33 protein-coding genes are annotated in these 26,733 nt (G+C 36.6%); 3 read left to right on the forward strand and 30 right to left on the reverse strand.

The window, feature by feature from the left end:
- Positions 1-23: 23 nt before the first annotated feature.
- The 15 genes from AC3WSO_RS15130 to AC3WSO_RS15200 all read right to left on the reverse strand — a co-directional run bounded on the left by AC3WSO_RS15130 (position 24) and on the right by AC3WSO_RS15200 (position 10,805).
- Entirely contained in the window at positions 24-275 is a 252-nt protein-coding gene (locus AC3WSO_RS15130) for a DUF2750 domain-containing protein (RefSeq protein ID WP_492531927.1), read from the reverse strand.
- Positions 276-471: 196 nt separating this feature from the next.
- Entirely contained in the window at positions 472-1,035 is a 564-nt protein-coding gene (locus AC3WSO_RS15135; protein ID WP_492531929.1) for a DUF4303 domain-containing protein, read from the reverse strand.
- A gap of 190 nt (positions 1,036-1,225) precedes the next feature.
- Positions 1,226-1,795 (reverse strand): hypothetical protein, encoded by a 570-nt coding sequence (locus AC3WSO_RS15140; protein WP_492531930.1) that lies wholly within the window; start codon positions 1,793-1,795, stop codon positions 1,226-1,228.
- 64 nt (positions 1,796-1,859) lie between these two features.
- Positions 1,860-2,366: an imm68 putative immunity domain-containing protein gene (locus AC3WSO_RS15145; RefSeq protein WP_492531932.1), complete on the reverse strand. Its 507-nt coding sequence runs from the start codon at positions 2,364-2,366 to the stop codon at positions 1,860-1,862.
- 337 nt (positions 2,367-2,703) lie between these two features.
- Positions 2,704-3,156, reverse strand: coding sequence for an SMI1/KNR4 family protein (locus AC3WSO_RS15150; RefSeq protein ID WP_492531934.1), 453 nt, complete (start codon positions 3,154-3,156; stop codon positions 2,704-2,706).
- 98 nt (positions 3,157-3,254) lie between these two features.
- Complete coding sequence (locus AC3WSO_RS15155; RefSeq protein WP_492531936.1) at positions 3,255-3,536, reverse strand: hypothetical protein; 282 nt, start codon at positions 3,534-3,536, stop codon at positions 3,255-3,257.
- Positions 3,537-3,596: 60 nt separating this feature from the next.
- A complete protein-coding gene (locus AC3WSO_RS15160) occupies positions 3,597-4,448 on the reverse strand; it encodes a hypothetical protein (RefSeq protein WP_492531938.1) in 852 nt (283 codons plus the stop codon).
- A 128-nt stretch (positions 4,449-4,576) separates the two neighbouring features.
- Positions 4,577-5,035: an Imm44 family immunity protein gene (locus tag AC3WSO_RS15165; RefSeq protein WP_492531940.1), complete on the reverse strand. Its 459-nt coding sequence runs from the start codon at positions 5,033-5,035 to the stop codon at positions 4,577-4,579.
- Between the two features lie 106 nt (positions 5,036-5,141).
- Entirely contained in the window at positions 5,142-5,486 is a 345-nt protein-coding gene (locus tag AC3WSO_RS15170) for a hypothetical protein (RefSeq protein ID WP_492531942.1), read from the reverse strand.
- A gap of 280 nt (positions 5,487-5,766) precedes the next feature.
- Positions 5,767-6,093: a DUF5713 family protein gene (locus AC3WSO_RS15175; RefSeq protein WP_492531944.1), complete on the reverse strand. Its 327-nt coding sequence runs from the start codon at positions 6,091-6,093 to the stop codon at positions 5,767-5,769.
- 298 nt (positions 6,094-6,391) lie between these two features.
- The gene (locus AC3WSO_RS15180; protein ID WP_492531946.1) at positions 6,392-7,276 is read right to left on the reverse strand and encodes a sensor histidine kinase; all 885 of its coding nucleotides are present in this window, start codon (positions 7,274-7,276) and stop codon (positions 6,392-6,394) included.
- Positions 7,277-7,289: 13 nt separating this feature from the next.
- A complete protein-coding gene (locus AC3WSO_RS15185) occupies positions 7,290-8,072 on the reverse strand; it encodes a hypothetical protein (protein ID WP_492531947.1) in 783 nt (260 codons plus the stop codon).
- Positions 8,065-8,988 carry an ATP-binding cassette domain-containing protein gene (locus tag AC3WSO_RS15190; RefSeq protein ID WP_492531949.1) on the reverse strand — a complete coding sequence of 308 codons (924 nt, stop codon included), beginning with the start codon at positions 8,986-8,988 and terminating at the stop codon, positions 8,065-8,067. The genes AC3WSO_RS15185 and AC3WSO_RS15190 overlap by 8 nt, the downstream gene beginning before the upstream one ends.
- Before the next feature lie 82 nt (positions 8,989-9,070).
- A complete protein-coding gene (locus AC3WSO_RS15195) occupies positions 9,071-9,745 on the reverse strand; it encodes a response regulator transcription factor (RefSeq protein ID WP_492531951.1) in 675 nt (224 codons plus the stop codon).
- Between the two features lie 178 nt (positions 9,746-9,923).
- Positions 9,924-10,805: a LysR family transcriptional regulator gene (locus AC3WSO_RS15200; protein ID WP_492531953.1), complete on the reverse strand. Its 882-nt coding sequence runs from the start codon at positions 10,803-10,805 to the stop codon at positions 9,924-9,926.
- 123 nt (positions 10,806-10,928) lie between these two features.
- On the opposite strand from AC3WSO_RS15200, the gene AC3WSO_RS15205 reads away from it, so the two are divergent.
- Positions 10,929-11,948 (forward strand): DUF2332 domain-containing protein, encoded by a 1,020-nt coding sequence (locus tag AC3WSO_RS15205; RefSeq protein WP_492531955.1) that lies wholly within the window; start codon positions 10,929-10,931, stop codon positions 11,946-11,948.
- A gap of 68 nt (positions 11,949-12,016) precedes the next feature.
- On the opposite strand, the gene AC3WSO_RS15210 is transcribed toward AC3WSO_RS15205, so the two are convergent.
- The 5 genes from AC3WSO_RS15210 to cdaS form a co-directional block, all read right to left on the reverse strand.
- Positions 12,017-12,583: an NADPH-dependent FMN reductase gene (locus AC3WSO_RS15210; protein ID WP_492531957.1), complete on the reverse strand. Its 567-nt coding sequence runs from the start codon at positions 12,581-12,583 to the stop codon at positions 12,017-12,019.
- A gap of 12 nt (positions 12,584-12,595) precedes the next feature.
- Positions 12,596-13,651: an LLM class flavin-dependent oxidoreductase gene (locus AC3WSO_RS15215; RefSeq protein WP_492531959.1), complete on the reverse strand. Its 1,056-nt coding sequence runs from the start codon at positions 13,649-13,651 to the stop codon at positions 12,596-12,598.
- Positions 13,652-13,665: 14 nt separating this feature from the next.
- Entirely contained in the window at positions 13,666-14,607 is a 942-nt protein-coding gene (locus AC3WSO_RS15220; RefSeq protein WP_492531961.1) for a ring-cleaving dioxygenase, read from the reverse strand.
- Between the two features lie 53 nt (positions 14,608-14,660).
- Positions 14,661-15,104 (reverse strand): MarR family winged helix-turn-helix transcriptional regulator, encoded by a 444-nt coding sequence (locus tag AC3WSO_RS15225; RefSeq protein ID WP_492531962.1) that lies wholly within the window; start codon positions 15,102-15,104, stop codon positions 14,661-14,663.
- Positions 15,105-15,203: 99 nt separating this feature from the next.
- Positions 15,204-15,824 (reverse strand): sporulation-specific diadenylate cyclase CdaS, encoded by a 621-nt coding sequence (cdaS, locus tag AC3WSO_RS15230; protein ID WP_492531964.1) that lies wholly within the window; start codon positions 15,822-15,824, stop codon positions 15,204-15,206.
- Between the two features lie 236 nt (positions 15,825-16,060).
- Between cdaS and AC3WSO_RS15235 the strand changes: the two genes are divergently transcribed.
- Positions 16,061-16,489, forward strand: coding sequence for a hypothetical protein (locus AC3WSO_RS15235; RefSeq protein WP_492531966.1), 429 nt, complete (start codon positions 16,061-16,063; stop codon positions 16,487-16,489).
- A gap of 42 nt (positions 16,490-16,531) precedes the next feature.
- Here the strand turns inward: AC3WSO_RS15235 and AC3WSO_RS15240 are convergent, their stop codons facing one another.
- Positions 16,532-16,762 (reverse strand): acyl-phosphate glycerol 3-phosphate acyltransferase, encoded by a 231-nt coding sequence (locus tag AC3WSO_RS15240; protein WP_349661459.1) that lies wholly within the window; start codon positions 16,760-16,762, stop codon positions 16,532-16,534.
- Positions 16,763-17,102: 340 nt separating this feature from the next.
- Positions 17,103-18,530 carry a DHA2 family efflux MFS transporter permease subunit gene (locus AC3WSO_RS15245; protein WP_492531968.1) on the reverse strand — a complete coding sequence of 476 codons (1,428 nt, stop codon included), beginning with the start codon at positions 18,528-18,530 and terminating at the stop codon, positions 17,103-17,105.
- A gap of 169 nt (positions 18,531-18,699) precedes the next feature.
- Between AC3WSO_RS15245 and AC3WSO_RS15250 the strand changes: the two genes are divergently transcribed.
- The gene (locus AC3WSO_RS15250) at positions 18,700-19,233 is read left to right on the forward strand and encodes a TetR/AcrR family transcriptional regulator (RefSeq protein ID WP_492531970.1); all 534 of its coding nucleotides are present in this window, start codon (positions 18,700-18,702) and stop codon (positions 19,231-19,233) included.
- A gap of 139 nt (positions 19,234-19,372) precedes the next feature.
- On the opposite strand, the gene rnz is transcribed toward AC3WSO_RS15250, so the two are convergent.
- The 8 genes from rnz to AC3WSO_RS15290 form a co-directional block, all read right to left on the reverse strand.
- A complete protein-coding gene (gene rnz / locus AC3WSO_RS15255; protein ID WP_492531972.1) occupies positions 19,373-20,305 on the reverse strand; it encodes a ribonuclease Z in 933 nt (310 codons plus the stop codon).
- 96 nt (positions 20,306-20,401) lie between these two features.
- Positions 20,402-21,238 carry a class I SAM-dependent methyltransferase gene (locus AC3WSO_RS15260; RefSeq protein ID WP_492531974.1) on the reverse strand — a complete coding sequence of 279 codons (837 nt, stop codon included), beginning with the start codon at positions 21,236-21,238 and terminating at the stop codon, positions 20,402-20,404.
- Complete coding sequence (locus tag AC3WSO_RS15265; RefSeq protein WP_492531976.1) at positions 21,235-22,734, reverse strand: cobyric acid synthase; 1,500 nt, start codon at positions 22,732-22,734, stop codon at positions 21,235-21,237. The genes AC3WSO_RS15260 and AC3WSO_RS15265 overlap by 4 nt, the downstream gene beginning before the upstream one ends.
- Before the next feature lie 80 nt (positions 22,735-22,814).
- On the reverse strand, positions 22,815-23,351 hold the full coding sequence (locus AC3WSO_RS15270) for a cob(I)yrinic acid a,c-diamide adenosyltransferase (protein ID WP_492531978.1): 537 nt from the start codon (positions 23,349-23,351) through the stop codon (positions 22,815-22,817).
- A gap of 14 nt (positions 23,352-23,365) precedes the next feature.
- On the reverse strand, positions 23,366-23,926 hold the full coding sequence (locus AC3WSO_RS15275) for a nitroreductase family protein (RefSeq protein ID WP_492531979.1): 561 nt from the start codon (positions 23,924-23,926) through the stop codon (positions 23,366-23,368).
- Between the two features lie 39 nt (positions 23,927-23,965).
- Complete coding sequence (cobA, locus tag AC3WSO_RS15280) at positions 23,966-24,733, reverse strand: uroporphyrinogen-III C-methyltransferase (RefSeq protein ID WP_197143128.1); 768 nt, start codon at positions 24,731-24,733, stop codon at positions 23,966-23,968.
- On the reverse strand, positions 24,730-25,368 hold the full coding sequence (locus AC3WSO_RS15285; RefSeq protein WP_492531982.1) for a precorrin-2 dehydrogenase/sirohydrochlorin ferrochelatase family protein: 639 nt from the start codon (positions 25,366-25,368) through the stop codon (positions 24,730-24,732). Before AC3WSO_RS15285 ends, cobA begins: the two co-directional genes overlap by 4 nt.
- The gene (locus AC3WSO_RS15290; RefSeq protein WP_492531983.1) at positions 25,361-26,728 is read right to left on the reverse strand and encodes a cobyrinic acid a,c-diamide synthase CobB; all 1,368 of its coding nucleotides are present in this window, start codon (positions 26,726-26,728) and stop codon (positions 25,361-25,363) included. The genes AC3WSO_RS15285 and AC3WSO_RS15290 overlap by 8 nt, the downstream gene beginning before the upstream one ends.
- Positions 26,729-26,733: the final 5 nt, after the last annotated feature.

Raw genomic sequence — 26,733 nt, forward strand, 5'->3', positions numbered from 1 at the left:
TAATAGTTCATCTAAAAGTGTATTTATATGTATTTTTTTAGTTTTGAGTTCTCCCATTCACCTCCTATACATTTCATAGCATATTCTTCAAATGGCCAAATAGGCATAGAAAGATTTCCTTCTTTATCTGAAGTAGTAACAAACCCCTCATTTAATTTTAAAGACCACGCCTCTTCCCAGTCTGCAATTCTTTTTACAGAGTAAATATATCGATCTTTAGCTGATTTTTTTATCATGGCTTTAAATTCTGGACTTGCTTCAAATCTATTTCCCATATTAAATCCCTCATTTACACTTGTTGATTTGATAGAATTCCGATCCCTATTTAAGGATAGCTCCATATATCAATCCTAATTTCAATTTTTACACTTACTTTGTTAAATTAACCAGTCCTAATCAAACAGAGCCATCAAGTCACAAAACGCACTACAGGACTAATACTATATTAAGAACTTAGAAAAATTAACGGCTTTAATCCCATCTTTTCTTGAAGTTACTCATTACATTTTCTGAGTTCAGCAACCCCGCTGAATAATTCTCAATCATTTCTGCTCGGTCATCATCAAAAATAGATATAAATATTGTTATGTCATTTTTTTCATGACAAAACAAAGCCTCATTGTGTAATGTAAGTAATGTTTCAGTCATTGTTTTATAAAATTCCTCCTCAAACTCGCGAAATCTACTGTCCTCAATAGATTCCCTCTTCTCAGCCAAATAATCTGAAACTAAAACTATCTCACTTTGTTCAAGATCGCTATCATCGTATCCCCACTCAGCAGGAACCCATTTTACTGTTTTGTATAAAAATTCATCACTCAAATTCTCTGATCGGTTCATTTGAGTATACTTATGATAGTTGCTTTCCATCTTTTCATATGTATTTATCGCAAAAAATACCGTCATAGCATCACTGTCAGTTACTAAACAAACAGCATATATCCTTTCGTTTCCAATAACTTTCAACAATTCTTTATAGTCATTTCTAACTGCCTTGATCAACCTTTTTCCAAGCTCATCAAAAAATTCTTTCATAAACTAAAAATCCCCCTTGGTATCTATATTTATTTCGTATGTGGGACACCGTTCTCCATCGGTAAGCTCTTCATTTTAATCAATTACTTTTTTAATTACTTCTTCCAAAGTATCCAATGCTATTTAGTCAACTGCTTCATCCGATTAAGATAAAGACATATCGCGCGTGATTATTCCCATCACCCTATTTTCATTTCCCGAAGCGCTGTTTATATAACGCTTCTATTTTTTGTATATAATCAAAGATCATGGCCCAACCATCCATAGGGCTACCATATCCCAATAGAGGTCCCGTCATTTTATCCAATTGACTGAGCTTCCCCTGATATTGTATTACCATGGCTTCACGCTCTTCTTGCGTATACGCATTCAAACGTACGTCACTTACCTTTAGTCGCATATTATGCAGGAAGTTGATCATGTCACAATAAAGTGAATCATCCTCAAACGTAATAAAATCTGGGAAAATCGCAATAACTTCATCAAAAGCATGCTGCAAATGCTGCAAGCTAAATTTCGCTAAAACCTCGGAAATAAACGGCACAAGATGCGGCTGATACGCGATGATACCGTCCCAGCCATCACACTGCCAGTTACCAATCGTATTGATGGCGATGTGAAGTTGAAATAACTCTGGCGACACCTTCTCTTGGATGGCATCCAGTTCGCCGATCTCCCATATTTTATCGGATAATTCCGCTAAATTCATTTCATCTACAGGGATTCTTCCATCCCATATTTCATTCAATCCAATACTCATAGTAACACCTCTTCAGGAATTAGAATTCTGCTCGTTCTCGCCTCTCTAGTTTAATTGTGATTTTTTACATATTTAGTTCTGCTATAATCTCCTTGCATATTTGTGTAATTTCTCGCATATCATCTTCCGGGCAAAACTCAGCCAAATCATAACTTAAAGGGTGATGAATAAAGTCTTTCAATACTCTCCTCAAAAAAGCCATTTCTTCTTTTTCAACTTTTAAAGTAATAACAGCATTTTTGTCCATGATGCTGCCACTTAATTCCGTTAGATGAACCTTACCGTTTTTTTGACATTCCAGAATAATAGCCGTAATATCCATCAACAAATTGATCACACAGCCTATATCTTGAAAAAATTCTTTTTCTATAATAAGGTAAATGCCTTTCGTTTGGCGTAAGTCCTTTATTTCCCGAGCATTATTCAGTTGAAAGTCTTGTAAAATATTTTTCATGTTTATTTCTGTTGGAATATCCGACTCAAATTCTCTGTCAACTAAATAGTCGATTAAAGTGCATGTATCGTCGGTTCCACCGATATATTCTCTCCACCATTTATCAATGTACATCATCGCTTTTCTGGCCCCCTCAAAAATCTTGTTTGTTCAGCAAATTCGGAAAATCAATTGTAATTATATTCCAATTTATTCACTTTGTATCACGGCAGCACTTTAACCACTCAAAGCACTCTACTTACTCAAGTCTAATATTTCTTCTTGACCATATAGTGAAAGTCACTTAATTGAGTACAATTCCATATATTTGTACCATCTAAACTGTATTTGTAGTATTTATAATAACGGTCATAACATTTTCTTTCATAAATATTCAAAATAATCTGTTCTTCATTTAACATAATTTCTCCCCTATATATGAAATAAAATTGGACAATAATTTCTACATTATCTCTTAATAGTTACGTTCTTCCTCTTCTTCATTTAGTAAGTAATCAAAAAAATCAGAGAAATCCTCCCAAACACCTGGCTTAGAAACAAAATCTTGCTTATCTAATTTAGTTACTTCTACAGAATCTATCCATATGATTGAAGGCTTGTTTTCCGTATCCATAACAATAACACTCATATCTTGTTCAGCAATAACAACCATTCTATTCGGTAAACCAACCGCCTCTCTAATCCTCAAAGTCTCTCCTAGAAGATTTGTTGGATCAGAAAATAAAAAAGAATGTATACTTTTCCCCCCAATGTCTCCTCCACTATAGAAACAAGATATTTCACGAAAGTCATTAGGTAGTTTTACTTGAAGATCCTGTTCAATTTTATCCAAGTAATCTTTAGATACTCCATCAACATCATCATACAAGGAAATATATTTATTTCGTAATTCATTTATATCATTCATATTCTATTACCTCTTCTAGAAATTATTATTTGCATCGGGCAACCAATTTTTCTGGTATATACGGATAGACATATGTATAATGTTTTAAAATTTGAAACTCACGCTTTGATGAAATCTACACATACATCATGTAGCTGAATATTTTCCTTCAAAGATTTTTTGCTATCTTTTTCAAAAATATCTAACTGTAAATCATCTATTGTATAGCCATCAAAAAGCTCCATTATATTGAAAATGGTGTCAGAGGTTACCTCGTACAATAATGTTTCAATATTTTCACAACTACATTTACATTTGCTAAGAGCAACCTGAACCACATCTTCTTGAATTTCATGTAATGTCCTAAAAAACATTTCTTGACTAGGATTCAATTTTCTCATAAAGCCTCCATTTCATATTGTTTGTTTATGTAATACCGACACAAAACCCATTAGAATATTTCATTTCTGCTGAGTTCTTACTTTTGTACCTAACGAAATAAAATAGTCAGCCAAAACTAAAGTATTTTCCCCATATCCCTCAGCTAGTAGAAATCCATTACTATTAAATCGGTTTCGTATTTCATCGAATGATAAACCTGTCTCTTTTTTTACTGCTAAGAGCACTTTTGATTTATTTTCACCTGGATCATCCAGATATACATAATATTTTCTAACTTTTTCTTTAATCCGTTGCTCAATGGGTGTAAAATTTTCTTTTGATTTTGCAATAGGAAGAAATTTGCATATATTTTTTATTTCATCACTATTTAATTTAGTTTTCCACTCATTCTCCATTAACTCATAAAAATTAGCTTGATATTCACCGCTTCTATAGTACTGATCATCGTGTTTATCCAGCCATATAGATAAAAAATAATCGAACTTTTCCAGTGAATCCACTAGTAGTTTTGGGGAAAATTCTTCTCCAACATAATCAAAATAAACTGGCGTTTCCTCTTTACTTATATCTGCAATCACAGGATTCCCGCTCCAACTTGATATAATAATCCAATTTTGATTCCACTTCATTTTCTTCGCGGAGTCTTCCCAACCTCTAGCTTCTTTAATAAATCTATAACCTTCTAAAGCAATCATTAGATTTTCTTTACCGATTACATAGAAGTCGTTGGTCCAATAAAACATTATGTCTTTAGATTTAGGTAAGTCATTGTACCATTCCAAAAGTGCTTGATTTAAAAAGGGGAGTTTAAAATTTTCTTCTAACTCCCGTTTCGTTTCTTCAGATGTTTCTAGAAACCTAATCTTACTATCATTTTCATTTTTTATTATTGAATGAGCTAGGTATTTCAATGGATTTTACGGCCTCCTCCACTGTTAGGTGAGTACTATGGTAAAATAAATAAAGATCATTTCAAAAAATTATTCCAATATCCATTTCTAATTTCTCTGGAAGTGTTCAACCTACCATAAAACAATCTTTACTTATCAAGATCTACAAACCAATCAATCTCTTCATTAAACCAATTACACAATTTAGTTGAACCATTATTCATTTTCAAAGGGATTTCTCTTGCCCACAATTTAATGTCGTTTATGAACATTTCTTTTTCAAGCCCTTCAAAGTTGTATTTTTCTAACGCCCTGTTTAGAAACTCTAAAAATAGGTTCCCTAAATGATACCGTTGTTCTACTTTATACATTTTTTCATATTCTTCTACCGTAACTGCCAAATCGATTGTCAAATAGTTATCTTTTTTCGTATATCTAATAAATGATTTTCTTCTATAGGATTCAGGTAAGCATCTAAAGGCGGTCCCGATCGAAATATCGACGTTCCTATATTTTGAATTTATATTAGATTCAAATGCGTGTGCTAATTCACTAGCTAATTCATCAACTCTCGCACCTGCAGTGTCCGAAACTATTGAAAAATCCATACTATGCACTCCTAAAATCAAATAAATACTTTGCACACTTCAGAAAACGATCTATCTGACAATACACGTAATCTATTTATCAAGAATAAGTTTTGGTTCAACACTATTACATAAACTTTTTCAAATACCCATTGCGAAATAAATCATTTAAAAAAAGCTCTATGGCCTTTCCTTGTAACTCAATACCGATTCCCTCTAATTCCTCCAAAAACTCATCGTCAAAATAACCTGCTCGAAATGAAAATGCACCGTTGATATCGACCATAGCAAGTGCTAACTTTTTAGGAACTGTCTCTTTGTCTTTATAGTATTGTGTTAAAACATCTAGTGCCTCTCTCACTTGATCTAATATATCAGAATCTAATTCCCTATTCGTTCTTAATTTTACTGGTACTGAATTTTCACTTACTAAACCATCATAAATTAAAGCGATTACTTCCTCTGTATCCATAAGTCCACTCCCCTATGAGTTCTAATAAAACTTATCTTTCATCTCTCTAAAGAGTTTATTGGTTCAAGTTGTATTCTCCATATCGAGCATCAAAAAATAAAGGGCAATAAACCCTTTTAATGGTTCTATTACCCTTTCTAAATGCTTCATATCATTTGAAGAATCAATAAGACCTATAGCATGTATAGACAGCTTACATAAATTAAAAAAACACATAACTAACAGAGGCTAACTCAAACTACCATGTTTGTGAAGGAAGTTTGAATCACATATAAATTTTTCACCAATCTCGTTCTCTAAGTGCTTCTTCAATATCGATATCAATCTCAAAGTATTGTAAAATCTTCTCTACTGTTAATCCGATTGAATCTCGTGCAAACGTTTCAATTTCACTGTCATTTTCATAAAACTCATTCTGTAGCTCATTGATCGCTATAGTCATTTCGTCTAATTTCTCTTGAATTTCTTCTATTGTATAAGTGTTCTCCTCAATAAAATGTACTACATTAACAATATGAGATTTAAGTTTATCTACTAAAAATGATGGAAAGAAAGAATCTTCATACATATCCTCTAAATAGTTGAATTCAGAATCAAGTTTCTTCACAATGTTTCCTCCTTTTATTTCTAAGCTATTTATACCTAATCTATTATCTCTTCAAGCTATAAAGCTTACCTTTTCTACATTTCGTAGATATTGCCATACACCTTAAATAAGCTGCTCAAGTTTGTTCATTTTGAGGATCATTATTGATCCCTAATTAACCACCACAACATATACTATAATTACCATAAATAACTATAGTTTTCCATAAGGATTATGTCATCGTTTTTTTCCAGCTTTTCGATATAAACGTTTATGTATTGTAGTAGCCAAGATGCAACAAGCTTCTTGGCTACTATTATTACATATTCTTTTTTAAGCACACTAAAAACTCAATCATGCCATCCTCTATTTTGGCTGTTGCACTTCCACCTAATTTTTCCGCTAGCAGTTTGACAATAGATAGCCCTAGTCCCGTATTTTTACGTCTGGAATTGTCGGACGTATAAAATCGATCAAAAAGCTGATTAGGATTTAGTTGAATATTTTCGTCAATCGGATTTTGAAAACAGATATAGGCGTGTTCTTCTTCTAACCACAGCTTGATAGTTACATCACCTTGCGCATGCATGATGCTATTTCGTACTAAGTTTTGCACAATACGTAAGAGCATTTCTTCATCAGAATGAATGATGAGAGGCTCAAATTTAGGCAAGTTGACGACTATTCCTTTTTCTTCAAATTGTGCAAATGCACCTGCGATCTCTTCAAATACAATACTTGATATATTAATACGAGCTTTTTTAGGTTTCTCATCATTACTATGCAAATAGGAATATTCAAAAAATGTTTCTACTAATTGCTCCAGTCTTCCAACATGTTTTTGTGCGACTTCAAGCTTTGCGAGCTGCTTCTCTGTTAATGGTTCTTTTAATAGCATTTGTTGATAGCCCTTAATCGCAGTTAGCGGCGTACGAAAATCATGAGAAATGTTTGAAATCATTTCCTTATAGTATTTTTCTTCCCGCTTAATATACATCCTTGATTTTTGTGATTCTATTAATACGCGATTTATATTTGCCACGAGTTCATTTACTTCTTTGTTTAATAGCTCTACGCTAATTGGCTGCGTATATTGCTCATGTAGACGTTGTGACAATTGTATGTTCATCAATCGTAGTTGCCTTTGTATATAAAAAATATAAAACAGTAATCCTACAATAACTACAATTGCCACGATCCACATTCCCTACATCCCCTTACCTGATTTCTGCTTTTCTAAATGTCATAAATGTTAAATACAAAATTACTACTATAAAGATGGCACAAATAGAAACCGCCGAAATTATATCCCCTTTACTCATTCTTAAATTAAGCGTAATATACTCCACAGAATAAGGTGTAAAGGATAATATTTTATTCATCATCTCAAATGAATTTTGGAAACTCGCTACCTGCCCAAAGAACATGGACATCATGTAATACGAAGCTACTACAAGCACCGATTTTCTTAAGACAAACGCCAGTAAAATACAAATCGTTAACTGTGCAAGATGGACAATTATCATAGTGATTATTATTGTTGTGTATTCGACAAAACTACCACTAGTGTTCAAAGTTAGAATGCTTAAAAACCCTGCTGCTTTTCCGCCCATACTAAACGTGCTGTCCATTGATAGCCCAATGATAGTCACGATGATAAAAGGACTTACAAGAACAATAAGTAAGATCCAGAAAACAATCGCTTTACTTATGACAATTTGGATTCTTGCAAACCCGCTTATAATTGGATGATGGATATTTTTTGTATCAAAATCTGAACAAATAAGTGTAGTGGCAAGTACTGCGCCTACTAATGTCATCATATTCATATCAGATAATAAAAAACCGATGTTGCTGATACTTTCATCTAGTGAGTTATTGCCGATACCATAGGCAATACTAAACATTGCGATTGCAGAGCATGTTGTAAGAGCCAGTAAGACCCAAAATATTTTGGATTTAGTTGTTTTATAGAGGTAAGCACGTACTAAATTAAACATGTCGCTCACCTCCAATTAACGTAAGGAAGTAGTTCTCTAATGTATCTCCCTGTAGGCTAAATTCCGTAAGTGTTACCCCATGTTCAAATAAGGCGGTTGATACGTCCCCAAGATCCTCTAAGAAATCATACAATTTAATCGTTTTATTTGGCATGACTTGAAAGTTTTGTGTTTTAAGAATTGTTTCTAATACATGTGCACATTGTTCGGGAACTGTACAACCAATGCGAATATAATGTCTACATTCTTCGTCGAGCTGTTGTTGCGTCATTTGTTTCATAATTTTCCCTTTATGAATAATGATATAATCCGTTGTTGTTTGATAAAGTTCTGGTAAATTATGACTCGAAATTAAAATCGTCATCTGTCTCTCTTCGCAAAGACGTGTTAAAAGCTGACGAATTTCTACAACACCTATAGGATCTAACCCATTCACTGGCTCATCTAAAATTAAAAGCTCCGGGTTCGTTAATAACGCAATGGCAATGCCTAAACGTTGTTTCATGCCTAGTGAAAAATGCTTGGCTTTCTTATTGTTTGTACTCTTCAATCCGACCAATTGCAGTATTTCATCCTCCAGCTCTTCATTCGGAATCCCCCGCATTAAACGATGATATTTAAGATTACCTTTAGCAGTCATATCAGGGCTAATAGCTGGTTGTTCAATCATGCTAGCAATACGTTTTCGTTGCTGCTGTATTTCCTTGTCAGTTGATTTACCGAATAACTCAAATGAACCTTCTGTTTGAAAACTAATCCCAGAAATAATTTTCATTAAGGTCGATTTACCCGCACCATTTTCACCAATAAGCCCATATATACGTCCCTCTTTTAATTCGATAGATACGTCGTGAAGTACTGTGTACTTTTTATATGTTTTTGTTAATTGATTCGTTTTTAATATGGTTTCCCCCATATTAAGCACCTCCCTTTCATATTCATAGATTACTCATGAAAGGTATAGATAAAGTAAAGATAGCGTATAGATTACGGATAATTTACGGACGTAAACGATAACCAAGCCCTCGAAGCGTCTCGATATAATCCGCCTGTGGATTTTTTGTCTTTAATTTATGTCGAAGATTACTAATATGGATTTTAATAATATGTTCATCCCCTAAATATTCTTCCTGCCAAATGGATTCATATAAATTAGCTTTCGTGAATACTTTCTCTTTGTTTGTCATAAACAATTCAAGCAATAAATATTCTTTTACAGTAAGCAAGACCTCATCACCACTCACTGTCACTCGCTTAGCGACATCATCCAGTACGATATCCTTGTATTGTAACTGCTTCATTGGTGTACCTTGTTTTTTAACACGACGTAAGATAGATTCAATACGGGCAAGAACCTCACCAAGGTCAAAAGGTTTTGTAATATAATCGTCCGCTCCTAATCGAAGCAAATCAATTTTTGTTGATACTAAATCTTTAGCCGAAATCATAACAACAGGTACATTCGAAATAGCGCGAATTTCTTTTAGTAATTCATCCCCACTTTTATAGGGAAGCATAATATCAAGAAGCACAAGATCAAACTCATTTTGTAAAAATGCCCGGTGACCTTCTACACCATCCATCACACTTGTTACCTGATAATCTGCTTGCTCAAACAATTCGGTTAACATTGCATTTACATCTTCATGATCCTCAACCATTAAAATTCTCAATACAATCACACCTTCGCCAAAAAATTCCTGTTCTTATTATATAAAATTATGTTATTCAACATTAAATGAAAAAGCTATCACCATAACGGGAGTTAATTTCCGTTCCGATTGGGCGCTTTCCTGGGGGCGCCCGATGAGCCGCTTCGCTTACGCTCCAGGGTCTCATCTGTGACGATAATCACCAATAATCCCTCGTCTGAAATAAGCATAATAACTCTTCAGGAACCTTTACCGAGTCCTTATAAAAAAGATATACAGGAACGCTTGGCAAAGCTATCTCATCGAAGGGAACGATATTAAACCGACCTTCCATCCGCTCTCTTCTAACAATCATCCGTGGTAAAAATGACATACCCAGCCCATCTTTTATTAAGCGCTTTACCACATAGGATTGAGATATGGACACTTGCTTGGTAACTACATATTTTTCCTGTAGCTTATGTAATAAATCCTCCCAAATAATTGGATGATGGTGTGTGAATAACATGTAGGTTTGAAATAATTCCTCATAATCAATATAAGCTCCCGTCTCATCATCGAAAGCATCTAGTGGAATAACCAATTCTAAAGGGCTCTCTACGAGAAGCTCTTCGTGCCAATGCCGATAACGAGTTGGCAATAAAGAAATACCTATATGCGCCTTATCACTATTGATTAAATCCTCAATTTTTGCTGAATCCTCCACTAGAATCGATATTTCAATGGACGGGTGTTCATTGATAAACTGATAAATTACATGAGGTAATATCGTTTCCACCATTAAAGGAGTCATTGCAATAATTAGCTTTTCTTCAATTCCTTTTGTCGCTAACTGAAAACGTTCAATACTTTTATCCCATTGATGAATGATTTGCTGAGCTTCTAATAGAAAAAGGTGCCCTGCCTCCGTTAATTGCACACGTTTTTTTTCACGTTTAAATAATTTAACGTTCAAAGATTGCTCTAATTGATGAATATGAACAGTGATACTTGGCTGCGATAAATGTAGTTCTTCTGCTGCCATTCGAAAATTACAGGATTTAGCTGCAACTACAAAAGACTGTAGCCATTTATATTCCAATATCTCATCCCCTTCAATTAATGTTTTTAATCAACCTCATTATCTATATTTAATTTACTATATTATCCAATAACAATAAACTTTAAAGTAGATCGATTATTTTTATACAAAGGGGAGAATCGTATGTTAGCTAAATTAAGTAAACAATTCCGTACTTTTGCAAAAAATGAATGTGAAAACTCAAGTCCACTGTACGAACATTTAGCGAATAAGATTGCTGGAGACGATGAACTATTAAAAGTTGCGGCGTTTATACCTCAAGGACAACCTGTACCCAATTTATTATTAGCTAGTGTTCAGTATTTGCTGTCATCATCAGAAGACGATTTAGTTCATTTTTATCCTTCTTTAACGACAACACCTAAAACAATTAATGAAGTGTATCCTATTTTTAAAGCATTCTTCTTGTCTCATTCAGACGAATTGAAGACTTTATTTCAAGAAAAACTTGTTCAGACTAATGAAATTCGCCGTTGTTCTTACCTTTATCCGATGATGACAGAAATTTATGAACGCCACAAAAAACCATTAGCCTTCATAGAAATTGGTGCAAGTGCAGGGCTTCAACTTGGGATGGATCAATACAATTACTGCTATAATGAACAGCTTCACATAAACAATTCTAATAATGATTTTATTTTGTCATCAGAAAATCAGGGTCAGCCGCTTCCAACTTCTATTTCAAATGCACCAGTTGTTTGTAATCGAGTGGGCATCGATTTAAATCCTATTGATATTCATAATGAGGAAGAGCTCCAATGGCTCCAAGCCTTAATTTGGCCAGAGCATCAAGAACGTAGACTATTGTTAAATCAAGCGCTCCCTATTTTAAAAGAGCTCGATTTACAGCTGATAAAAGGAGATGCCATTAAACTTATTAAAGATATTAGTAGAGAAATTAATAAAGAAGCAATGTTAGTTGTTTACCATACACATGTGGCCAATCAAATCCCAATGGAGTTACGCCATGAATTAATAGAGCAATTAAAAGAGATTAGCAAAGAACGACCTCTCTACCATTGCTATAACAATTTATTTGATATGCAAATGCATCAAGATTTTATTGATCTAGGAGAAATAGACTCTATACGGACAATGGAACGCCCTGATGGCCATGCTCGATGGTTCAAGTGGTCTAACTAAACACGAAAAAAACGCTGTATAAGATTGCCCCCTTATACAGCGTCTAAAATTTATTAAGTTAGTAATCTCTAAAAATCATATTCCGCATCTTTTTTAGCACGAATTTCTGCAAACGCATCAGCTACCATCACTGTATCCTCAGCTAAACGCTCAAGGCGGAATAAGACGTCATCATTCACAATTTCCTTCCGTAAAAAATCCTTTTCTTCTATAAATACATACGTTGGAACGATATGAGCTTTCATATAAGCAAGAATAGGCTTTAACTGCTGCTCAATCATTAGGTAGTGCTTCGATGTGCCGGCTGTAACAACCGTACTCACCACTTTATCGCGAAAAGCATTGACAGGTAGTAAGTCAAAAATATTTTTCAATGTTGCCGGAATCGATGCTTGAAATGTGGGTGTTCCAATGACAATCACATCTGCTGCCATAATTGTTTCGGTCACATATTTTGTATCCCCATCATATTCAAAATAATTTCGTCCATCACTAAACTCCATTTTGTATTCAGCAAGATCTAGTAACACTACCTCATGCTCTGGATATTTATTTTGTATGATTTCAACCACCTTACTGATGGCTGTTTTTGTTTTTGAACCGACAATTGAACCAGCTAGTGCAACAATTTTCATGCTGAACACTCCTTATTTTACTGTATATTTTTTAATCGCAGGTAAAATATCGTTCCCTATAATTTCGATATTTTTCATTAATTTATCGAATGGCACACCGCCAAAATCAATTTGTGCCATAAATCGTTGCATGCCATAGAGCTCGTATTGGTACAGTAATTTTTCAATAATTTGTTCCTTACTTCCGACCATTAGGGCGTCTCGTGTATCTGGCGCTTGTGCAAATTGTTGCTTTGGATAACCCGCGCCACGAATAGCTTGGAATCCACCATTTAAATGCGGATACATCCCTTGTAGTGCCTCTTTCGTCGTATCAGCAACATAAAATAGACTTGTTGTAGCAATCGGTAACTCTTTCGGATCAAAGCCACTTCGCTCCGCTGCTTCTCGGTAGGCATCTACTGATGGCTTAAAGTTCACAGCGGGGCCACCTAATGTCGTTAACATCATTGGAATGCCCATATAGCCTGCTTTAATGGCACTTGCAGGTGGTCCACCAACAGCTCGCCAAATTGGCAAAGATCCATTTTTAGGTTGTGGCAAAATTTGCGCATTGCGAAGTGGTGCACGGAATTGTCCTTCCCAAGTAACAAGGTCGTTGTCATTTATTTTTTTCAGTAACTCTAATTTTTCTTCAAAAATTTCTTCATAATCCTTTAAATCAACGCCTAGTAAATCATATGCACCAACTCGAGAGCCACGCCCTGCGACTATTTCTGCACGACCATCTGAAATTAAATCAATCGTCGCAAAATCTTCATATACGCGCACTGGGTCAGAGACACTCAGAACTGTTGCGGAGCTTGCTAATTTAATTTTAGATGTAGCTTGAGCGACTGCTCCTAAAACAACTGTGTGTGCCTGTGTTGTAAAGTACGATTGATGACTTTCACCAACACCAAATACATTAATACCTGCTTGTTCTGCAAGCTGACTTGCTTCAACTAGCTCTTTGATTCGTTGCTGAGCTGAAATACGTTCGCCTGTTAATGGATTTGGAATATGATCCCCTAATGAGTAGAGGCCAAATTCGATCCCTTTCGATTGATCAATGCGGTATTTTTCCATGATTAAACCTCTCCTTAATCTAGTGGTTCTAAAATAGCTTCGATTTCTGCACGTTTTTCTTCTAAAAACGGTGGGAGATCAAGTTCCTTGCCAAGATCCTCTACTGCTGAATCAACTGTAAACCCTGGACCATCTGTCGCCATTTCAAATAAAATTCCATTACGATCTCTAAAATAAAGACTTTGGAAATAATAACGGTCCACGACACCAGTACTATCAAAGCCCTGCTCCTTAATTTTGAGATCCCACTGTTGCAATTCCTCCACTGTTCCGACACGTAGTGCAAGATGATGAATACTACCACGTCCAGGTTTCTCACTTGGCCCTTCTAATTCTTGAACGACGATTTCTCCAAGCACTTCACCAGGAATGGATTGCAATACTGCTTCTTTTTCACTTTCAGTTACAGCTGTGTAATTAAATAGCTCTTTTAATAAGTTCACTGTCCGTTGTAGGTAACGAACTGTAATTTCAACTGTACCCATCCCTAAAATGCGATGTTCTGCAGGGATATCAGAGCCGTCCCATGGTTGCCAATGAGCTAGTGTTTCGTGACCATGGTTGTTTAAAAGGACCATTCTTAACCCTTCATGATCCTCAAAAAATAAAGCATCTTTACCTGCATATGTTGTTATTTCACTATGTTCAACCTCTAACTGTTGAAAACGATTTTTCCAATATTGCAGACTGTCATAGCTTGGCACTAGTAGTCCAATACGTGTAATGGCATTTGTTCCGCGAACTGTCCGTCCTGCTACGGGCATTTCAAAAAATGTTAATTCTGTACCTGCAGCTCCTGTTAAGTCTCCATAAAATAAATGATACATGGAAGGTGAATCTTGGTTGACTGTTTTTTTCACACGGCGTAAGCCGAGAATTTTTGTATAAAAATCATTATTACGTTTGCCGTTTTTAGTTAACATTGATATATGATGATGTCCACTTAATTTGTTCATGAATGTTTCCTCCTCATTTTCACTTGATTAAGCAAGTGATGTTACAAAAAAAATCACGCTGGTGGTAATTTTTTTTCACGACTATGCTTCTCTAATTTTGACATTAGTATATTTAAATTTTTCATTTCTTCTTCTGTTAATACTTCTTCAAAAAATGAAGATTGAAACTGTAGCTGGCTTGGTGTTGCTTCATCAAGCATCTGCTCGCCTTTAGCTGTGAGCGAAATTGTTTTGGTCTTCCAATTTTGCTTGCGTTCAATGAGTCCATCTTTTTCAAGACGAGCAAGCATCCGAGACATACCTCCCTGTGTCACTGTCACTTTCTCTGCTAGTTGTGATTGAGTTAACGGTGCATATGTCTTTATTTGTATCAGGACATCAAATTGTGCAGTCGTTAAATCAAAGCGCTTTAAAAACTCATTGGATAACTGGTTGCTTTGATTAGTAAAGCGCATCATCCGAATCCATGTCAGTGATCCGAGCGTGTGTTTTTGCATCGCTTACTCCCCCTCTTATTTGTCACTTTACCACGCAAGTGATGAACAAGCAAGGAAAAAATCTTGAATTCGAGATATATTTCAGTGTGAAGACTCACACTATATAATGCCATGCGTCGTAATTGGATATAAGTTTCCTTTAAAGGCAAAGGAAATTCTTCCTGTTTCTTCAGACACTATCATGACAAGCGCATCACTTACTTCACTTAACCCTAATGCTGCGCGATGTCTAGTGCCTAATTTCTTCTCCCCCGTATATCTCTCAGAAAGTGGCAGTACATTTGCTGCTGACTTAATTAAATTTTTGCTTATTAACACAGCGCCATCATGCAGTGGATTTCCAGGAAAAAAAATAGATTCTAATAAGGAATGCGTCACTTCAGCGCCAATATGAATACCAGGCTTTAAAATGGATGATACAGAATCCTCCCGTTCAATAACAATTAGCCCGCCGTGTCTTCTTTTTGACATATTTTGTACGCTATGCGAAAGCTCAGGATATTTTTCAGTAAACGGAGAAAGATAGCAATTCAAATAAAACGTTGCAGCCTTCATCTCAATCGTTACAAATTTCTCTTTTATTTTTTCAAAATTCCCCAGAAGACAGTTTGTATTAGTATCCATAGCTTCTACACTTTGCTGTAATGATTCAATGACCTGCAGAAGCTCTTCCTTTAATGTTTGTTTCATTGGTGAAAAATCGCAATTTGTTGGATCCATAAAAAACACCCCGCTTTTCAAATTTATTATGTATTTATTTTTTAGTTTCTCTAAATGGAATTATTTTATTCGTTTTGGATTTCATTATGTCAATTTTTCTAAAATAATTGTTTTCCAAAATATAATGAGGAATCGTGTAATTAACTTTACTTTTCAAAGATTTTTCAAATCCATTCAATATTTCCATTTTTTTATTTTATAATTAACATAAAATGATTACTTATTGGAGGTGCTTTTTGAAACGAATTCCGTTGTTGTCGTTTTTACTTTTACTTATGATTTCTCCCTCTGTGCAAGCACTATCTTGGGCTTATCCTTTTGTCGTTTGGAAAGGAAACGTTTATGAAGTTAAAAAAGAAGAATTAATTGAAGATAATGAAATCGGAAAAGTTTTAGGGGAAGTAAAGACCAAGCCAAATAATATGACTGGAAATTATTACGGAGATGCTTCAAACTATTATCCAAAAGGGACGTATTATTACGAAATAAAAGGGATATCAACTTCCACCGCAATTGCAGTAAAAGAAGATCGTCACTGGGTGCAAGCTGTTTTTGTTCATAAAGCCCCTTTTCACATAATGAATGTAATTTCTAACATTTACTTCATATCAGTTGTTATTTTATTTGTAATTGCAGTTATACTTTTCAGAATTAAAAAGCCCTAAGAGTGTATCCATTAGCTTATCTAATGAATACACTCTTTTACCTTACATTTGGCCAGCTCGAATTTTCTTAATAATGCTAAATGTCGTGTAGGCAGCAGCCGGCGCAAGCACAAAAATAAAAATAAGCCAAACCGTTAAGTTGTCCGTAGCTTTTAGCGTGTCATAATTTGAGATAACAAAAAAGATAAGTCCAAATAATAATAAATAGCTCAGCACATTTGGAAAAATAACAATTAAACGCAATAGTGCTGGTGGCATTTTTTGCTGATTCATATTAACCCACTCCCCTTTAGTCAATTATACGAAAATCTACTACTTACTGCATTATTTTTCTTCAATATTCTAAATCTTCATATATATTATTCGCCACATTGTATATGGTCTTTTTTCAATTGATAGTCGAGATAATGTAAGTTAATTATAAAAATAAGAGCCTTGCTACTTAATTGTAGTAAGGCTCTTTAGCTTGTCGGCAAATGAATATAAATTAATACGTATAAATAATCAAAGGTTGATTTTCACTCCGAGTTGGCGCTTTCCGCAGACTTGGCTTCCATCTCCTCGTCACTTCGTTGACTTAACTAAACTCCATTCGTTGAAATATTGGCATTCACTAACTATTGTTTACACTTTTTTTAGATGGTACAAATAAAGTTAAAACAAATGCGAGTATTGCTAAGGTTGTCATGAAATAATAAGCATCACTTGAACCTAAAATGGAAGCAAGCGTACGTATACCTTCAGCCGTCGCATTTGGTGTCTCTACTAGCAATGTTTTCGCATGGTTTGTCGTTTGTGCTGTGAAAATTGTGATGACGACAGCAGAACCAATGGCACCTGCAATTTGTCGTAATGTATTATTCACTGCTGTACCATGTGTGACAAGTGTTTTAGGTAATGCATTCAAACCAGCTGTGTTCAATGGCATTGTGATAAAACTCAACCCTATACGTAGAAAAATGGTACGTATCATTAAAAAGCTAAATGTTGTTGTTTCTGTTAAATCTGTTACAACCCACATGGAAGGAATGACGAAAATCAAACCGATAATAAATAACGGCTTTGCACCAAAGCGGTCATACATTTTTCCTGTCACTGGAGACATAAAGGCATTTACTAGAGCACCCGGTAATAATAATAAACCAGCATCTAATGCCGTAAACCCTCTTCCGTTTTGTAAATATATCGGTAATAAAATCATATCCGCATACATCATCATTGTGACAATAATGTTGATGATGGACGTTAGCGTAAATACTTTATTTTTAAAAACGGATAAGTTAAGAAGTGGATCAGAAGATTTAATTTGGCGAAGACAGAATATTGCTGTAGTCAATATCCCCACCAGGATAGAAACTATTACAACTGTATCATCCCAGCCATGGCTTCCTGCATTACTAAAACCATACAAAATAAGACCAAAGCCAATCGTTGATAAAATAACACTCACTACATCTAACTTTGTGTTTGCTGTTTCTGAAACATTAATTAAATATTTCATTGCCATGAATATCACAATCACGACAAATGGAATTATTCCGATAAATAACCAACGCCATGAATAATAATCGATAATGAAGCCTGCTAAAGTTGGTGCAATGGCTGGAGCGAAAATCATAGCAAGCCCAATTAATCCCATCATACTGCCCCTTTTTTCAGGAGGGAAAATAAACATTACAATGCTCATTAGTAATGGCATAATAATTCCTGCTCCAACCGCTTGAATCATACGACCTATTAGTAAGGTTGTGAAGTTCGGAGCTACTGCACAAAAAATAGAGCCTACTAATAAAAACAGCATTGAACTTATAAATAATTGGCGTGTTGAAAAACGTTTCATTAAGTAGGCTGTTATAGGAACTAGCACCCCGTTTACTAACATAAAACCAGTAGCTAACCACTGAACGGTAGTAGCAGAAACGAAAAATACATCCATTAAATTACTTAATGCAACGTTTAACAGCGTTTGATTTAGAGTAGATAAAAAACACCCGAAAATTAGAACTGTTAATAGTACTTTTTTATTTATTGATTCCGACATTTCATTCTGCCTCTTTCTACTTGTTTTATTAACACTATGTCAATAAAATAGATAATAACACGTTTATTTTTTGATTCCTATTTACAATTTTTCAAGAAGTGTCAATTAAACAACAAAAGTAAAAATACTATTAATTAAATGTGTATTTAATAGATAAAGGAGAATGAAATTGACCACACATAAAAAGCAAGACCCACGATCTATTCGCTCTAAACGGGTATTTAAAGAAGCAGTCGTAGATATATTAATCGAAAACCCAGATATTTCGAAACTTACAGTACAAAAAATAGCCCAACGTGCAGAGCTAAATCGAGCAACTTTTTATTTACATTTTATCGATATAAATGATTTATTAAAGCAAGTAGTTTACGATATTTTCGACGACTTGTTGTCGAAAACGTCTCCAACTTTACAAATTGATAATTTAAATAATCAAGAACAGCTAATTACGTTTTTAGATTACTTTTATAAGCATAGAAAAATTTTAGCTGTGTTATTTGAGCACCCCGGTTTCAATAAAAAAATGCATATGACATTAAAGGATTTGATTGTCATTCAACGTAAAAGTGAAGGTGCTGATAGTACACTATCAATGGATATTCTCGCCTCTTCAACACTGGGGATCCTTATGTGGTGGCTCAGAAATGGGGTTCATTTTAGCTCCGAGTATATAGCAAATCAAATTGTTGAATTATATCGATAATTATTCGCAACTCACCTTTTCAATTTCTATTTGGCGTAATTGTTGATGTCCCTTCGCTTTTGCTACCGAAAATATTTGCTGTATGATAAAAAAGAACCTTTTAAATGACGCGCATTTAAAAGGTTCTTTACGTTTTTGATTAAATTAGCTTATTGTTATTCCATGTAAATACTGATTGATCGGATGTAAGGAAGGTTTGTGGGAAAATCTCCTGTGCATCTGCTAAAAATTCCGGTAAATCTTGTGGTAAAAAGCGTGCACTTAAATGGTTCAGAAGTAAATAGTTAGCGCCTGCTTGTTGTGCCACCTTAGCTGCTTCGACATTTGTAGAGTGTCCATAGCTCGCTGCTAAATCTGTCGTAGTGCCATCAAAGGTCGCTTCATGAATAACGATATCTGCTCCATTAGCTAATGAAACAGCCTCTGGACAGTATTTCGTATCGCCTAATATCGTGAGCGTAAAGCCTTTTTTCGGCGGAGCAACGACATCTTTTGCATAAACAAGAGTGCCATCTGCAAGCTCAATATCTTTTCCAGCTTTTAATTGCCCTAACATCGGGCCTTTAGGAACACCTAGAGCCTGTACTTTTTCCATTAACAGTTCACCAGGTAGATCTTTTTGTTCAATACGGTAGCCAAAGCATGGAACTACATGTCGCAATTCACTTGCACTTACTGTGAAGTGTTCGTCCTCATAAATAACACCTTCATGGACTTCAACAAATTGTAATGGATATGTTAAATGTGTCTTTGATAATGCTAAGGTTTGCTCAATCCATTGCTGTAAACCTTGAGGGCCAAATATTGTTAATGGCTCATCCCCACCTTGAAATGAACGAGAGCTTAAAAAGCCAGGTAGTCCAAAAATATGGTCACCATGTAAATGTGTAATGAATATTTTCGTTACTTTACGTGGCTTTAACGATGTATGCAAAATTTGATGTTGGGTCGCCTCTCCACAATCAAAAAGCCACATTTCCCCCAATTCATCTAAAAGCTTTACCATTAAGGCACTTGTATTTCGTTCCTTTGAAGGCATTCCTGCGCCGGTTCCTAAAAAATGTAGTTGCACATATGCCACCTCACTTCTATTTCTATCGCTTTATTGTACCTTATCGTGCACAATAAGAAAAACCTTTGGTGATTAGTCAGTCCAAAGGTTTCGTAATTATTTCGGCTCCCATGATACGAGTGCAGCGTGGAAATCATGACGATAATAATAACGCCCATTCTTTTCCTCAATAAATGGCAAAAGCGACTCTTCAACATGTGTACTAATAAAAGTATCATTCAATATTTTTTTACTTTGTGTTGTTACAAGGTGCTCATAGCTGTCATATTCATATACTCGTTCTAATGGGATGATTTTGCATTCGGCATAAATATCCATTTCATACAGCAAGTTTAAAAATTCTATATAATCTCTTCGTGGAAATTTAATATCGTAGCCATACTTTTTGTATAAAATTTCATAATGGGGTTGAATCGGCCCTGTTGTCATGCCAATAATTGCACGCTTTTTAGCTAGACGATTCATATGGTAAAGTGCTGATTTGATGTCATACATACGATAAAAGCAATTGACACCGATGACGATATCGTGCGCTTCTACTTCATCCTCAGCAAGGTTTTCCCATTTTGCGTGAAGATAAGAAACATGTTGCCTATCTTCCAGACAATTTTCTAAATAGCTAAGTATACTTGCTGAGCTATCTACACAAGTAAGCTTTCGCACATGATTAGCAAGCGGAAATGTATAATTGCCCCAGCCTGGACCAATTTCCAATACCGATTGCTCGGGTTGAATACTTTTTTTAATTTCATGAAATATTTTTGCAGCATAAGGATCTGTTTGTCCAGCCTTTTTACGGGCGATGGACTGTGCCCAAAACTGCTCCTCTAATTGATCATTGACCATTCTTTCAGGCATTTGGCCATGCCAGTCTTTCATACCTTCCTGCCATAGCGCCTCATAATCAATGGCTAACGGACCTTTTCTCGTCATACAGGTACCTCTAAATTCATAATTTCGTATACTTTTTTCATATCAAGATTCGCACGCACATGCTTTGCCAGCATGTTGTATGCGTCTTCTCTACGTTCTGCGTCACTTTTTACATCACTTGGTAAAGCAGTGAGGCCCTTTTTCACGCGAATGTCGTTGATGAGCTGTCGTGTAAAGGTGCGATTATGGAATAAGCCATGGAAATATGTTCCGATTACTAATTCATCTGCACTTACTGCCCCATCTACGCGCCCATCTGCAAGCAGTAAAAATGGCGATACTTCATCACGCAAAATTTTTGTACGTCCTAGATGAATTTCATAACCAGTAAACGTATCATCCCCTCTTTTTCCTGTCATTTGAACTGTCTTTTTATCGCCAACAAATACAGTTTCCATTGGCAATAATGCTAAGCCTTGCGCTGACTCGCCATTTCCTTCTACTGCGTCAGGATCTAGTAATGTTTCACCAAGCATTTGGAAGCCACCACAAATGCCAATAATTTTTGTCCCTCGTGCACGTAAATTAGCAATCGCTTGATCGAAGCCCTGTGCCTTTAACCAAGCTAAATCATCTACTGTACTTTTGGTTCCAGGTAATATAAGTAAATCGGGAGTACCAAGCTCATTGATATTGCCGATTAAACGTACACCAACCTCTGGCTCATCGAAAAATGGATCAACATCTGTAAAGTTTGAAATACGCGGCAAGCGAATCATGGCCACATCCACTGCAAACTCTCCAGGCTTAGGCTTTTTAAAGCGTAATGAAGATAATGCTAGTGAGTCTTCAGCCTCTATATTGACCTCTACATACGGTACAACTCCAAGGACAGGAATTCCCGTTTCACGTTCTACCCATTCAATGCCATCATCAAGTAACTCACGCATTCCTCTGAATTTATTAATAATCAGCCCTTTTACACGTGCCCGTTCTGCATCGTCAAGTAATGCGAGCGTTCCAACAATCGATGCAAACACGCCACCTCGATCGATATCTGCAACTAGCACAACCGCAGCATCTGCTAGATGAGCCATGCGCATATTAGCTATATCACGGTCTTTCAAATTAATTTCTGCCGGGCTTCCCGCACCTTCAAGAACAATGACATCATATGTATTTTGTAAAGTTCGCACTGACTTTTCAACGATCGGCATCGCTTCTTGAACGAATTGATTGCGATAGCTTTTAGCGTCCATATTTAAAAAATGCTTACCATGAACAATCACTTCCGATACCATATCCTGCTTAGGTTTTAGCAATATCGGATTCATGTCCGTAGTAGCGACAACACGTGCCGCCTCTGCTTGTACACCCTGTGCACGACCAATTTCCCCGCCATCTTGAGTTACAAACGAATTAAGGGCCATATTTTGCGATTTAAAAGGTACTACCTTTAGCCCATCATCAGATATAATACGGCACAGCGCAGTACATATCATACTTTTCCCTACATCAGAAGCCGTTCCTTGAATCATGATAGATTTTGCTGGCATAGTCTTTTCCCTCCCTTATTTTTTTGAAACGCGGATATTTCTCCATATCGCGGGTATCCCTCCGACGCAACGTGCATCAATTAAAATTCTAAACCTTTAACTGCTGGTATGCCTTCCTCATAATAGTGCTTAGTCGCATCAATTGTTGATACTAAATCGGCCATTTCCACAAGCGCTGGGTTGGCGCTACGTCCGGTTACTACTAAATGCATGGTAGTTGGGCGTTTTTGAATGGCTTCGATGACTTCTGCTAATGGGAGCACATCATCGATTGGGAATTTTGATATAGCAAGTGCGTTGTTGAGTTCGTCTAATACGAGTAAATCAATGCTGTCGTCTTGCAGGGCGGACTTTGTTTTTTCCCATGCTTTTGCTAAAGCGGCACGATGTTCCTCGGGTGTTTTTGTCCAAGTGAAACCGATGCCCATTTGCTCCATTTCTACGCCAAGCTTTCGAAGAGCAATTTGCTCTCCGTATGTGCGCTCAGGTGATTTTATAAATTGCATATATCGGACATTTAGGCCTCGACCAACTGCGCGTAATGTGACACCTAGGGAAGCTGTTGTTTTGCCCTTTCCTTCACCTGTATAAACTAAAAACAAACCTTTTCTAGCCATTGTTTAAGCCTCCCTTAAAGCCATGTTGTTTTTTCTTTGATTGGGCTTCGTTTCTTGTCTTTAAGCTCTTGCTCTTCTGGATAGCCAATAAAGATTGTTCCTATTACTTTTTGTGATTCATTTGCGCCTATAAATGCATGCATACGTGGGTCATGAACTAGCCCTACACCGCGTGTTCGCCATACAAAACCAAGCCCTAGCTCCTCTGCAGCAAGCCACATAGACATGATGGCACTGCATACGGCAAAGACATTATCTGCTGTTGCATCAGCATCGTTTTCTACAACATCTGCTGTAACAACAATGGCCACTGGCGTTGTTTGAACAACCTTTAGCGAACTTTCTACTAAATTGGGCTTTGTAGGGAATCGCTCCTGTAAATAAGCATTTGCCATTTCCTCATAGCGTTTCATCGCATCGTCTTGAATAACATAAAAATGCCAAGGCTCACGCATACGGTCATTTGGAGCATATGTGGCAGCTTGTAAAATTTGTTCGATTTTCTCTTTTTCAACAGGCTGTGTCGTGTAATTGCGAATCGCTCGACGATTTTTTAAAGCCTCGATTACTGTCATGATATATTTCCTCCTTAAGCGCAAATACGTTTTATTCCTTTATGTAAAGGCAAGTCCTTGCTCTTCAAACCATTGAATTTTCTCTCGTACATTGACAACCTCGCCAACGACAATCATGGACGGGTTATGGTAACCTTCTCGTTCAATAATAGTAGCTATTTCATCAAGCTGACCTGTAATGGTACGCTGTTGATCTGTTGTTCCCCACTCAATAACGGCGACTGGAGTTGTTGCCTTACGACCATTTTCGATAAGTTTTCGAGAAATATAAGCGATATTGCCGACACTCATATAAAAGGCAACTGTATCGATACCTGTTGCAAGTGCAGGCCAATTTAAAAAGTCCTGTCCTTTTTCCTCACGACCGTGCCCTGTTACAAGAGCAAAGCTTGTTGCAAAATCACGGTGTGTTACAGGAATACCAGCATATGCCGGTGCAGCAATGCCTGCTGTAATACCAGGTACAATTTCATAAGCAATTCCATGATTTTTTAAGATTTCCGCTTCCTCTGCACCGCGACCAAAAACGAATGGATCGCCACCTTTTAAACGTGTGACAATCTTGCCTTCCTGCGCTTTTTCGACGAGTAATGTATGAATCTCATCTTGAATTAAGTGATGCTTTCCAGGTAATTTACCACAGTACACAAGCTCAGCATCTTTTTTCGCAAACTCTAGTAATTTCGGGTTCACAAGGCGGTCATATGCAATGACATCCGCCTTTTGAATACATTCGAGCCCGTACACTGTAATAAGCTTCGGATCTCCTGGTCCAGCTCCAACTAAATACACTTTTCCGTCTTTCATCGCGTTACTCCCATCAGTATTTGTTGTAAAAATGCTTCACGTCTATCAATCTCTCCATTGCGTGTCCATTCTAGTAAGCTTGGTTCCAGTAATGCTTGTAAAGCGTTGCGTCTTTCTGGACCTTTTTCAAAGTTCGCAGCAATCATTAAACGTGCTTGCTGCAAGAAGCATACATAGTCATCATAAACATCATCAAATTGCTCTTCGAGGTCATCTTTAATTTTACGCGCTAGTGCTGGACTGGCACCTGACGTTGAAACAGTTAACACTAAAGGACCACGGCGCACTGTCGCAGGCGTTATAAAATCGCTTTCAGCCTGTGCATCAGCGCGATTGATGAGCTGCCAATGCTGGGCTGCTTCTTGTACAGCCTCATTTACGGACGTATCATTTGTTGCCGCAATAATGAGCGATGCATCATCTAAATCACGCGGTTCAAATTCTTTTTCATGCCACGTAATTTGACCGGATTCCGCAAGTGGCAACAATGAGTTATCTAAAGTAGGGCTTACAACGACAATATTCGCTTTAGCCGGTAGTAGTGATGCAACCTTTTGTGTTGCAACGTGCCCCCCACCAACAATTACTACGGTTTTATATTCAATGTTAATGTGAATAGGAAAATAATTAGTCATGTTTTTTCACCTTCTTACAAGCTGTTAACCAATTGTCAACTAGCTTTGGGTTCGATACAAAATGAAAATGAGTGTAGCCAGCTACTAAATTTCCTACTTGATAGCCCTCTTGTTTGTTACCAAAGCGTCCCTTCGTTTCATAGGCAGGCGTATTGTGGGAGCCACTATATTTTGAATAGTGGAATTCATGTCCCTTCGCTTCTTCATCCGTACCAATTAAAAAATTATGTTGTGTGCCAAAAATTTCACGATAACCCAGAGCTGCTAGCTTTGTTTGCATCGCTACTTCTCCAGGAATAACACCAACCATGTCATAACGGTCACCATTACTATTCGTAATAGCCTCCGTCAAATACATGAAGCCTCCGCATTCAGCTAAAGTTGGTAGACCTTTAGCAACCGCTTCACGAATAGACTTTTTGACTTCTAAATTTTCCGCTAAAATATCTGCAAATTCTTCTGGGAAGCCCCCACCTATATACAAACCGTCTGCTTTTGCGGGGACAGGCTCATTCGCAAGTGGTGAGAAAAATTGCAGCTCTGCTCCTTTTGCACGTAGCAGCGCTAAATTTTCTTCATAATAGAAGTTAAACGCAGCATCCTTTGCTACGGCAATGCAAATATTTTGTGATGGTTGTTCCGTAAATAGTTGCCCTGATTCTTGTAGAACAGGAGCCTTTGTTAATTCAAGCAATAGCTCTAAATCAATCGTTTCCGCCATTAAAGAGCCTAGCTTATCAAAAAATGTATCGAGTTCTCCTCGTTCAATCGCTGGCACTAACCCTAAATGGCGACTAGGAATATCAATCCCTTGCTCACGCTTCAAATAGCCGATCACAGGAATACCGCACTCCTGCTCAATAGCAGCTTTCGCAATTTCATAATGGCCGACACTTCCTACTTGGTTGGCAATAACGCCAACGATATTCGGTTGATCGGACAACAATTGGAAGCCTTTCACAACTGCCGCTACACTTCGTGCCATACTCGCACAATTGACAATTAAAATAACAGGACTCTCTGTTACAACACTAATGTCTGCTGCAGAGCCAGCATCCGATAGTGGACTTTTACCATCATAAAAGCCCATTACTCCTTCAATAATGGAAACATCAGCATCTTCACTTGCGCGCGCAACTATATCACGCACTGCTTCATGTGAAAACATCCAGCTATCGATATTACGTGATATCCGTCCTGTAACAGCAGTATGATAAGTAGGGTCAATATAATCTGGACCACATTTAAAGCCCTGCACAATTTTGCCCTTTTCTTGTAATGCTTTCATGAGTCCAATAGTAAAGGTTGTTTTACCAACTCCACTGCCAGTACCGGCAAGTACAAAGCGATTTGTTTGCATAGGCT

Source organism: Lysinibacillus sp. EB106-09-02-XG168 (assembly GCF_058791475.1).

Excerpts from the sequence above, each read along its gene's own strand:
- AC3WSO_RS15130 (WP_492531927.1), bottom strand. The coding sequence starts at position 275 with ATGGGAAATAGATTTGAAGCAAGTCCAGAATTTAAAGCCATGATAAAA.
- AC3WSO_RS15135 (WP_492531929.1), bottom strand. The coding sequence starts at position 1,035 with ATGAAAGAATTTTTTGATGAGCTTGGAAAAAGGTTGATCAAGGCAGTT.
- AC3WSO_RS15140 (WP_492531930.1), bottom strand. The coding sequence starts at position 1,795 with ATGAGTATTGGATTGAATGAAATATGGGATGGAAGAATCCCTGTAGAT.
- AC3WSO_RS15145 (WP_492531932.1), bottom strand. The coding sequence starts at position 2,366 with ATGATGTACATTGATAAATGGTGGAGAGAATATATCGGTGGAACCGAC.
- AC3WSO_RS15150 (WP_492531934.1), bottom strand. The coding sequence starts at position 3,156 with ATGAATGATATAAATGAATTACGAAATAAATATATTTCCTTGTATGAT.
- AC3WSO_RS15155 (WP_492531936.1), bottom strand. The coding sequence starts at position 3,536 with ATGAGAAAATTGAATCCTAGTCAAGAAATGTTTTTTAGGACATTACAT.
- AC3WSO_RS15165 (WP_492531940.1), bottom strand. The coding sequence starts at position 5,035 with ATGGATTTTTCAATAGTTTCGGACACTGCAGGTGCGAGAGTTGATGAA.
- AC3WSO_RS15170 (WP_492531942.1), bottom strand. The coding sequence starts at position 5,486 with ATGGATACAGAGGAAGTAATCGCTTTAATTTATGATGGTTTAGTAAGT.
- AC3WSO_RS15180 (WP_492531946.1), bottom strand. The coding sequence starts at position 7,276 with ATGTGGATCGTGGCAATTGTAGTTATTGTAGGATTACTGTTTTATATT.
- AC3WSO_RS15185 (WP_492531947.1), bottom strand. The coding sequence starts at position 8,072 with ATGTTTAATTTAGTACGTGCTTACCTCTATAAAACAACTAAATCCAAA.
- AC3WSO_RS15190 (WP_492531949.1), bottom strand. The coding sequence starts at position 8,988 with ATGGGGGAAACCATATTAAAAACGAATCAATTAACAAAAACATATAAA.
- AC3WSO_RS15205 (WP_492531955.1), top strand. The coding sequence starts at position 10,929 with ATGTTAGCTAAATTAAGTAAACAATTCCGTACTTTTGCAAAAAATGAA.
- AC3WSO_RS15210 (WP_492531957.1), bottom strand. The coding sequence starts at position 12,583 with ATGAAAATTGTTGCACTAGCTGGTTCAATTGTCGGTTCAAAAACAAAA.
- AC3WSO_RS15215 (WP_492531959.1), bottom strand. The coding sequence starts at position 13,651 with ATGGAAAAATACCGCATTGATCAATCGAAAGGGATCGAATTTGGCCTC.
- AC3WSO_RS15220 (WP_492531961.1), bottom strand. The coding sequence starts at position 14,607 with ATGAACAAATTAAGTGGACATCATCATATATCAATGTTAACTAAAAAC.
- AC3WSO_RS15225 (WP_492531962.1), bottom strand. The coding sequence starts at position 15,104 with ATGCAAAAACACACGCTCGGATCACTGACATGGATTCGGATGATGCGC.
- cdaS (WP_492531964.1), bottom strand. The coding sequence starts at position 15,824 with ATGGATCCAACAAATTGCGATTTTTCACCAATGAAACAAACATTAAAG.
- AC3WSO_RS15240 (WP_349661459.1), bottom strand. The coding sequence starts at position 16,762 with ATGAATCAGCAAAAAATGCCACCAGCACTATTGCGTTTAATTGTTATT.
- AC3WSO_RS15245 (WP_492531968.1), bottom strand. The coding sequence starts at position 18,530 with ATGTCGGAATCAATAAATAAAAAAGTACTATTAACAGTTCTAATTTTC.
- AC3WSO_RS15260 (WP_492531974.1), bottom strand. The coding sequence starts at position 21,238 with ATGACGAGAAAAGGTCCGTTAGCCATTGATTATGAGGCGCTATGGCAG.
- AC3WSO_RS15265 (WP_492531976.1), bottom strand. The coding sequence starts at position 22,734 with ATGCCAGCAAAATCTATCATGATTCAAGGAACGGCTTCTGATGTAGGG.
- AC3WSO_RS15270 (WP_492531978.1), bottom strand. The coding sequence starts at position 23,351 with ATGGCTAGAAAAGGTTTGTTTTTAGTTTATACAGGTGAAGGAAAGGGC.
- AC3WSO_RS15275 (WP_492531979.1), bottom strand. The coding sequence starts at position 23,926 with ATGACAGTAATCGAGGCTTTAAAAAATCGTCGAGCGATTCGCAATTAC.
- cobA (WP_197143128.1), bottom strand. The coding sequence starts at position 24,733 with ATGAAAGACGGAAAAGTGTATTTAGTTGGAGCTGGACCAGGAGATCCG.
- AC3WSO_RS15285 (WP_492531982.1), bottom strand. The coding sequence starts at position 25,368 with ATGACTAATTATTTTCCTATTCACATTAACATTGAATATAAAACCGTA.
- AC3WSO_RS15290 (WP_492531983.1), bottom strand. The coding sequence starts at position 26,728 with ATGCAAACAAATCGCTTTGTACTTGCCGGTACTGGCAGTGGAGTTGGT.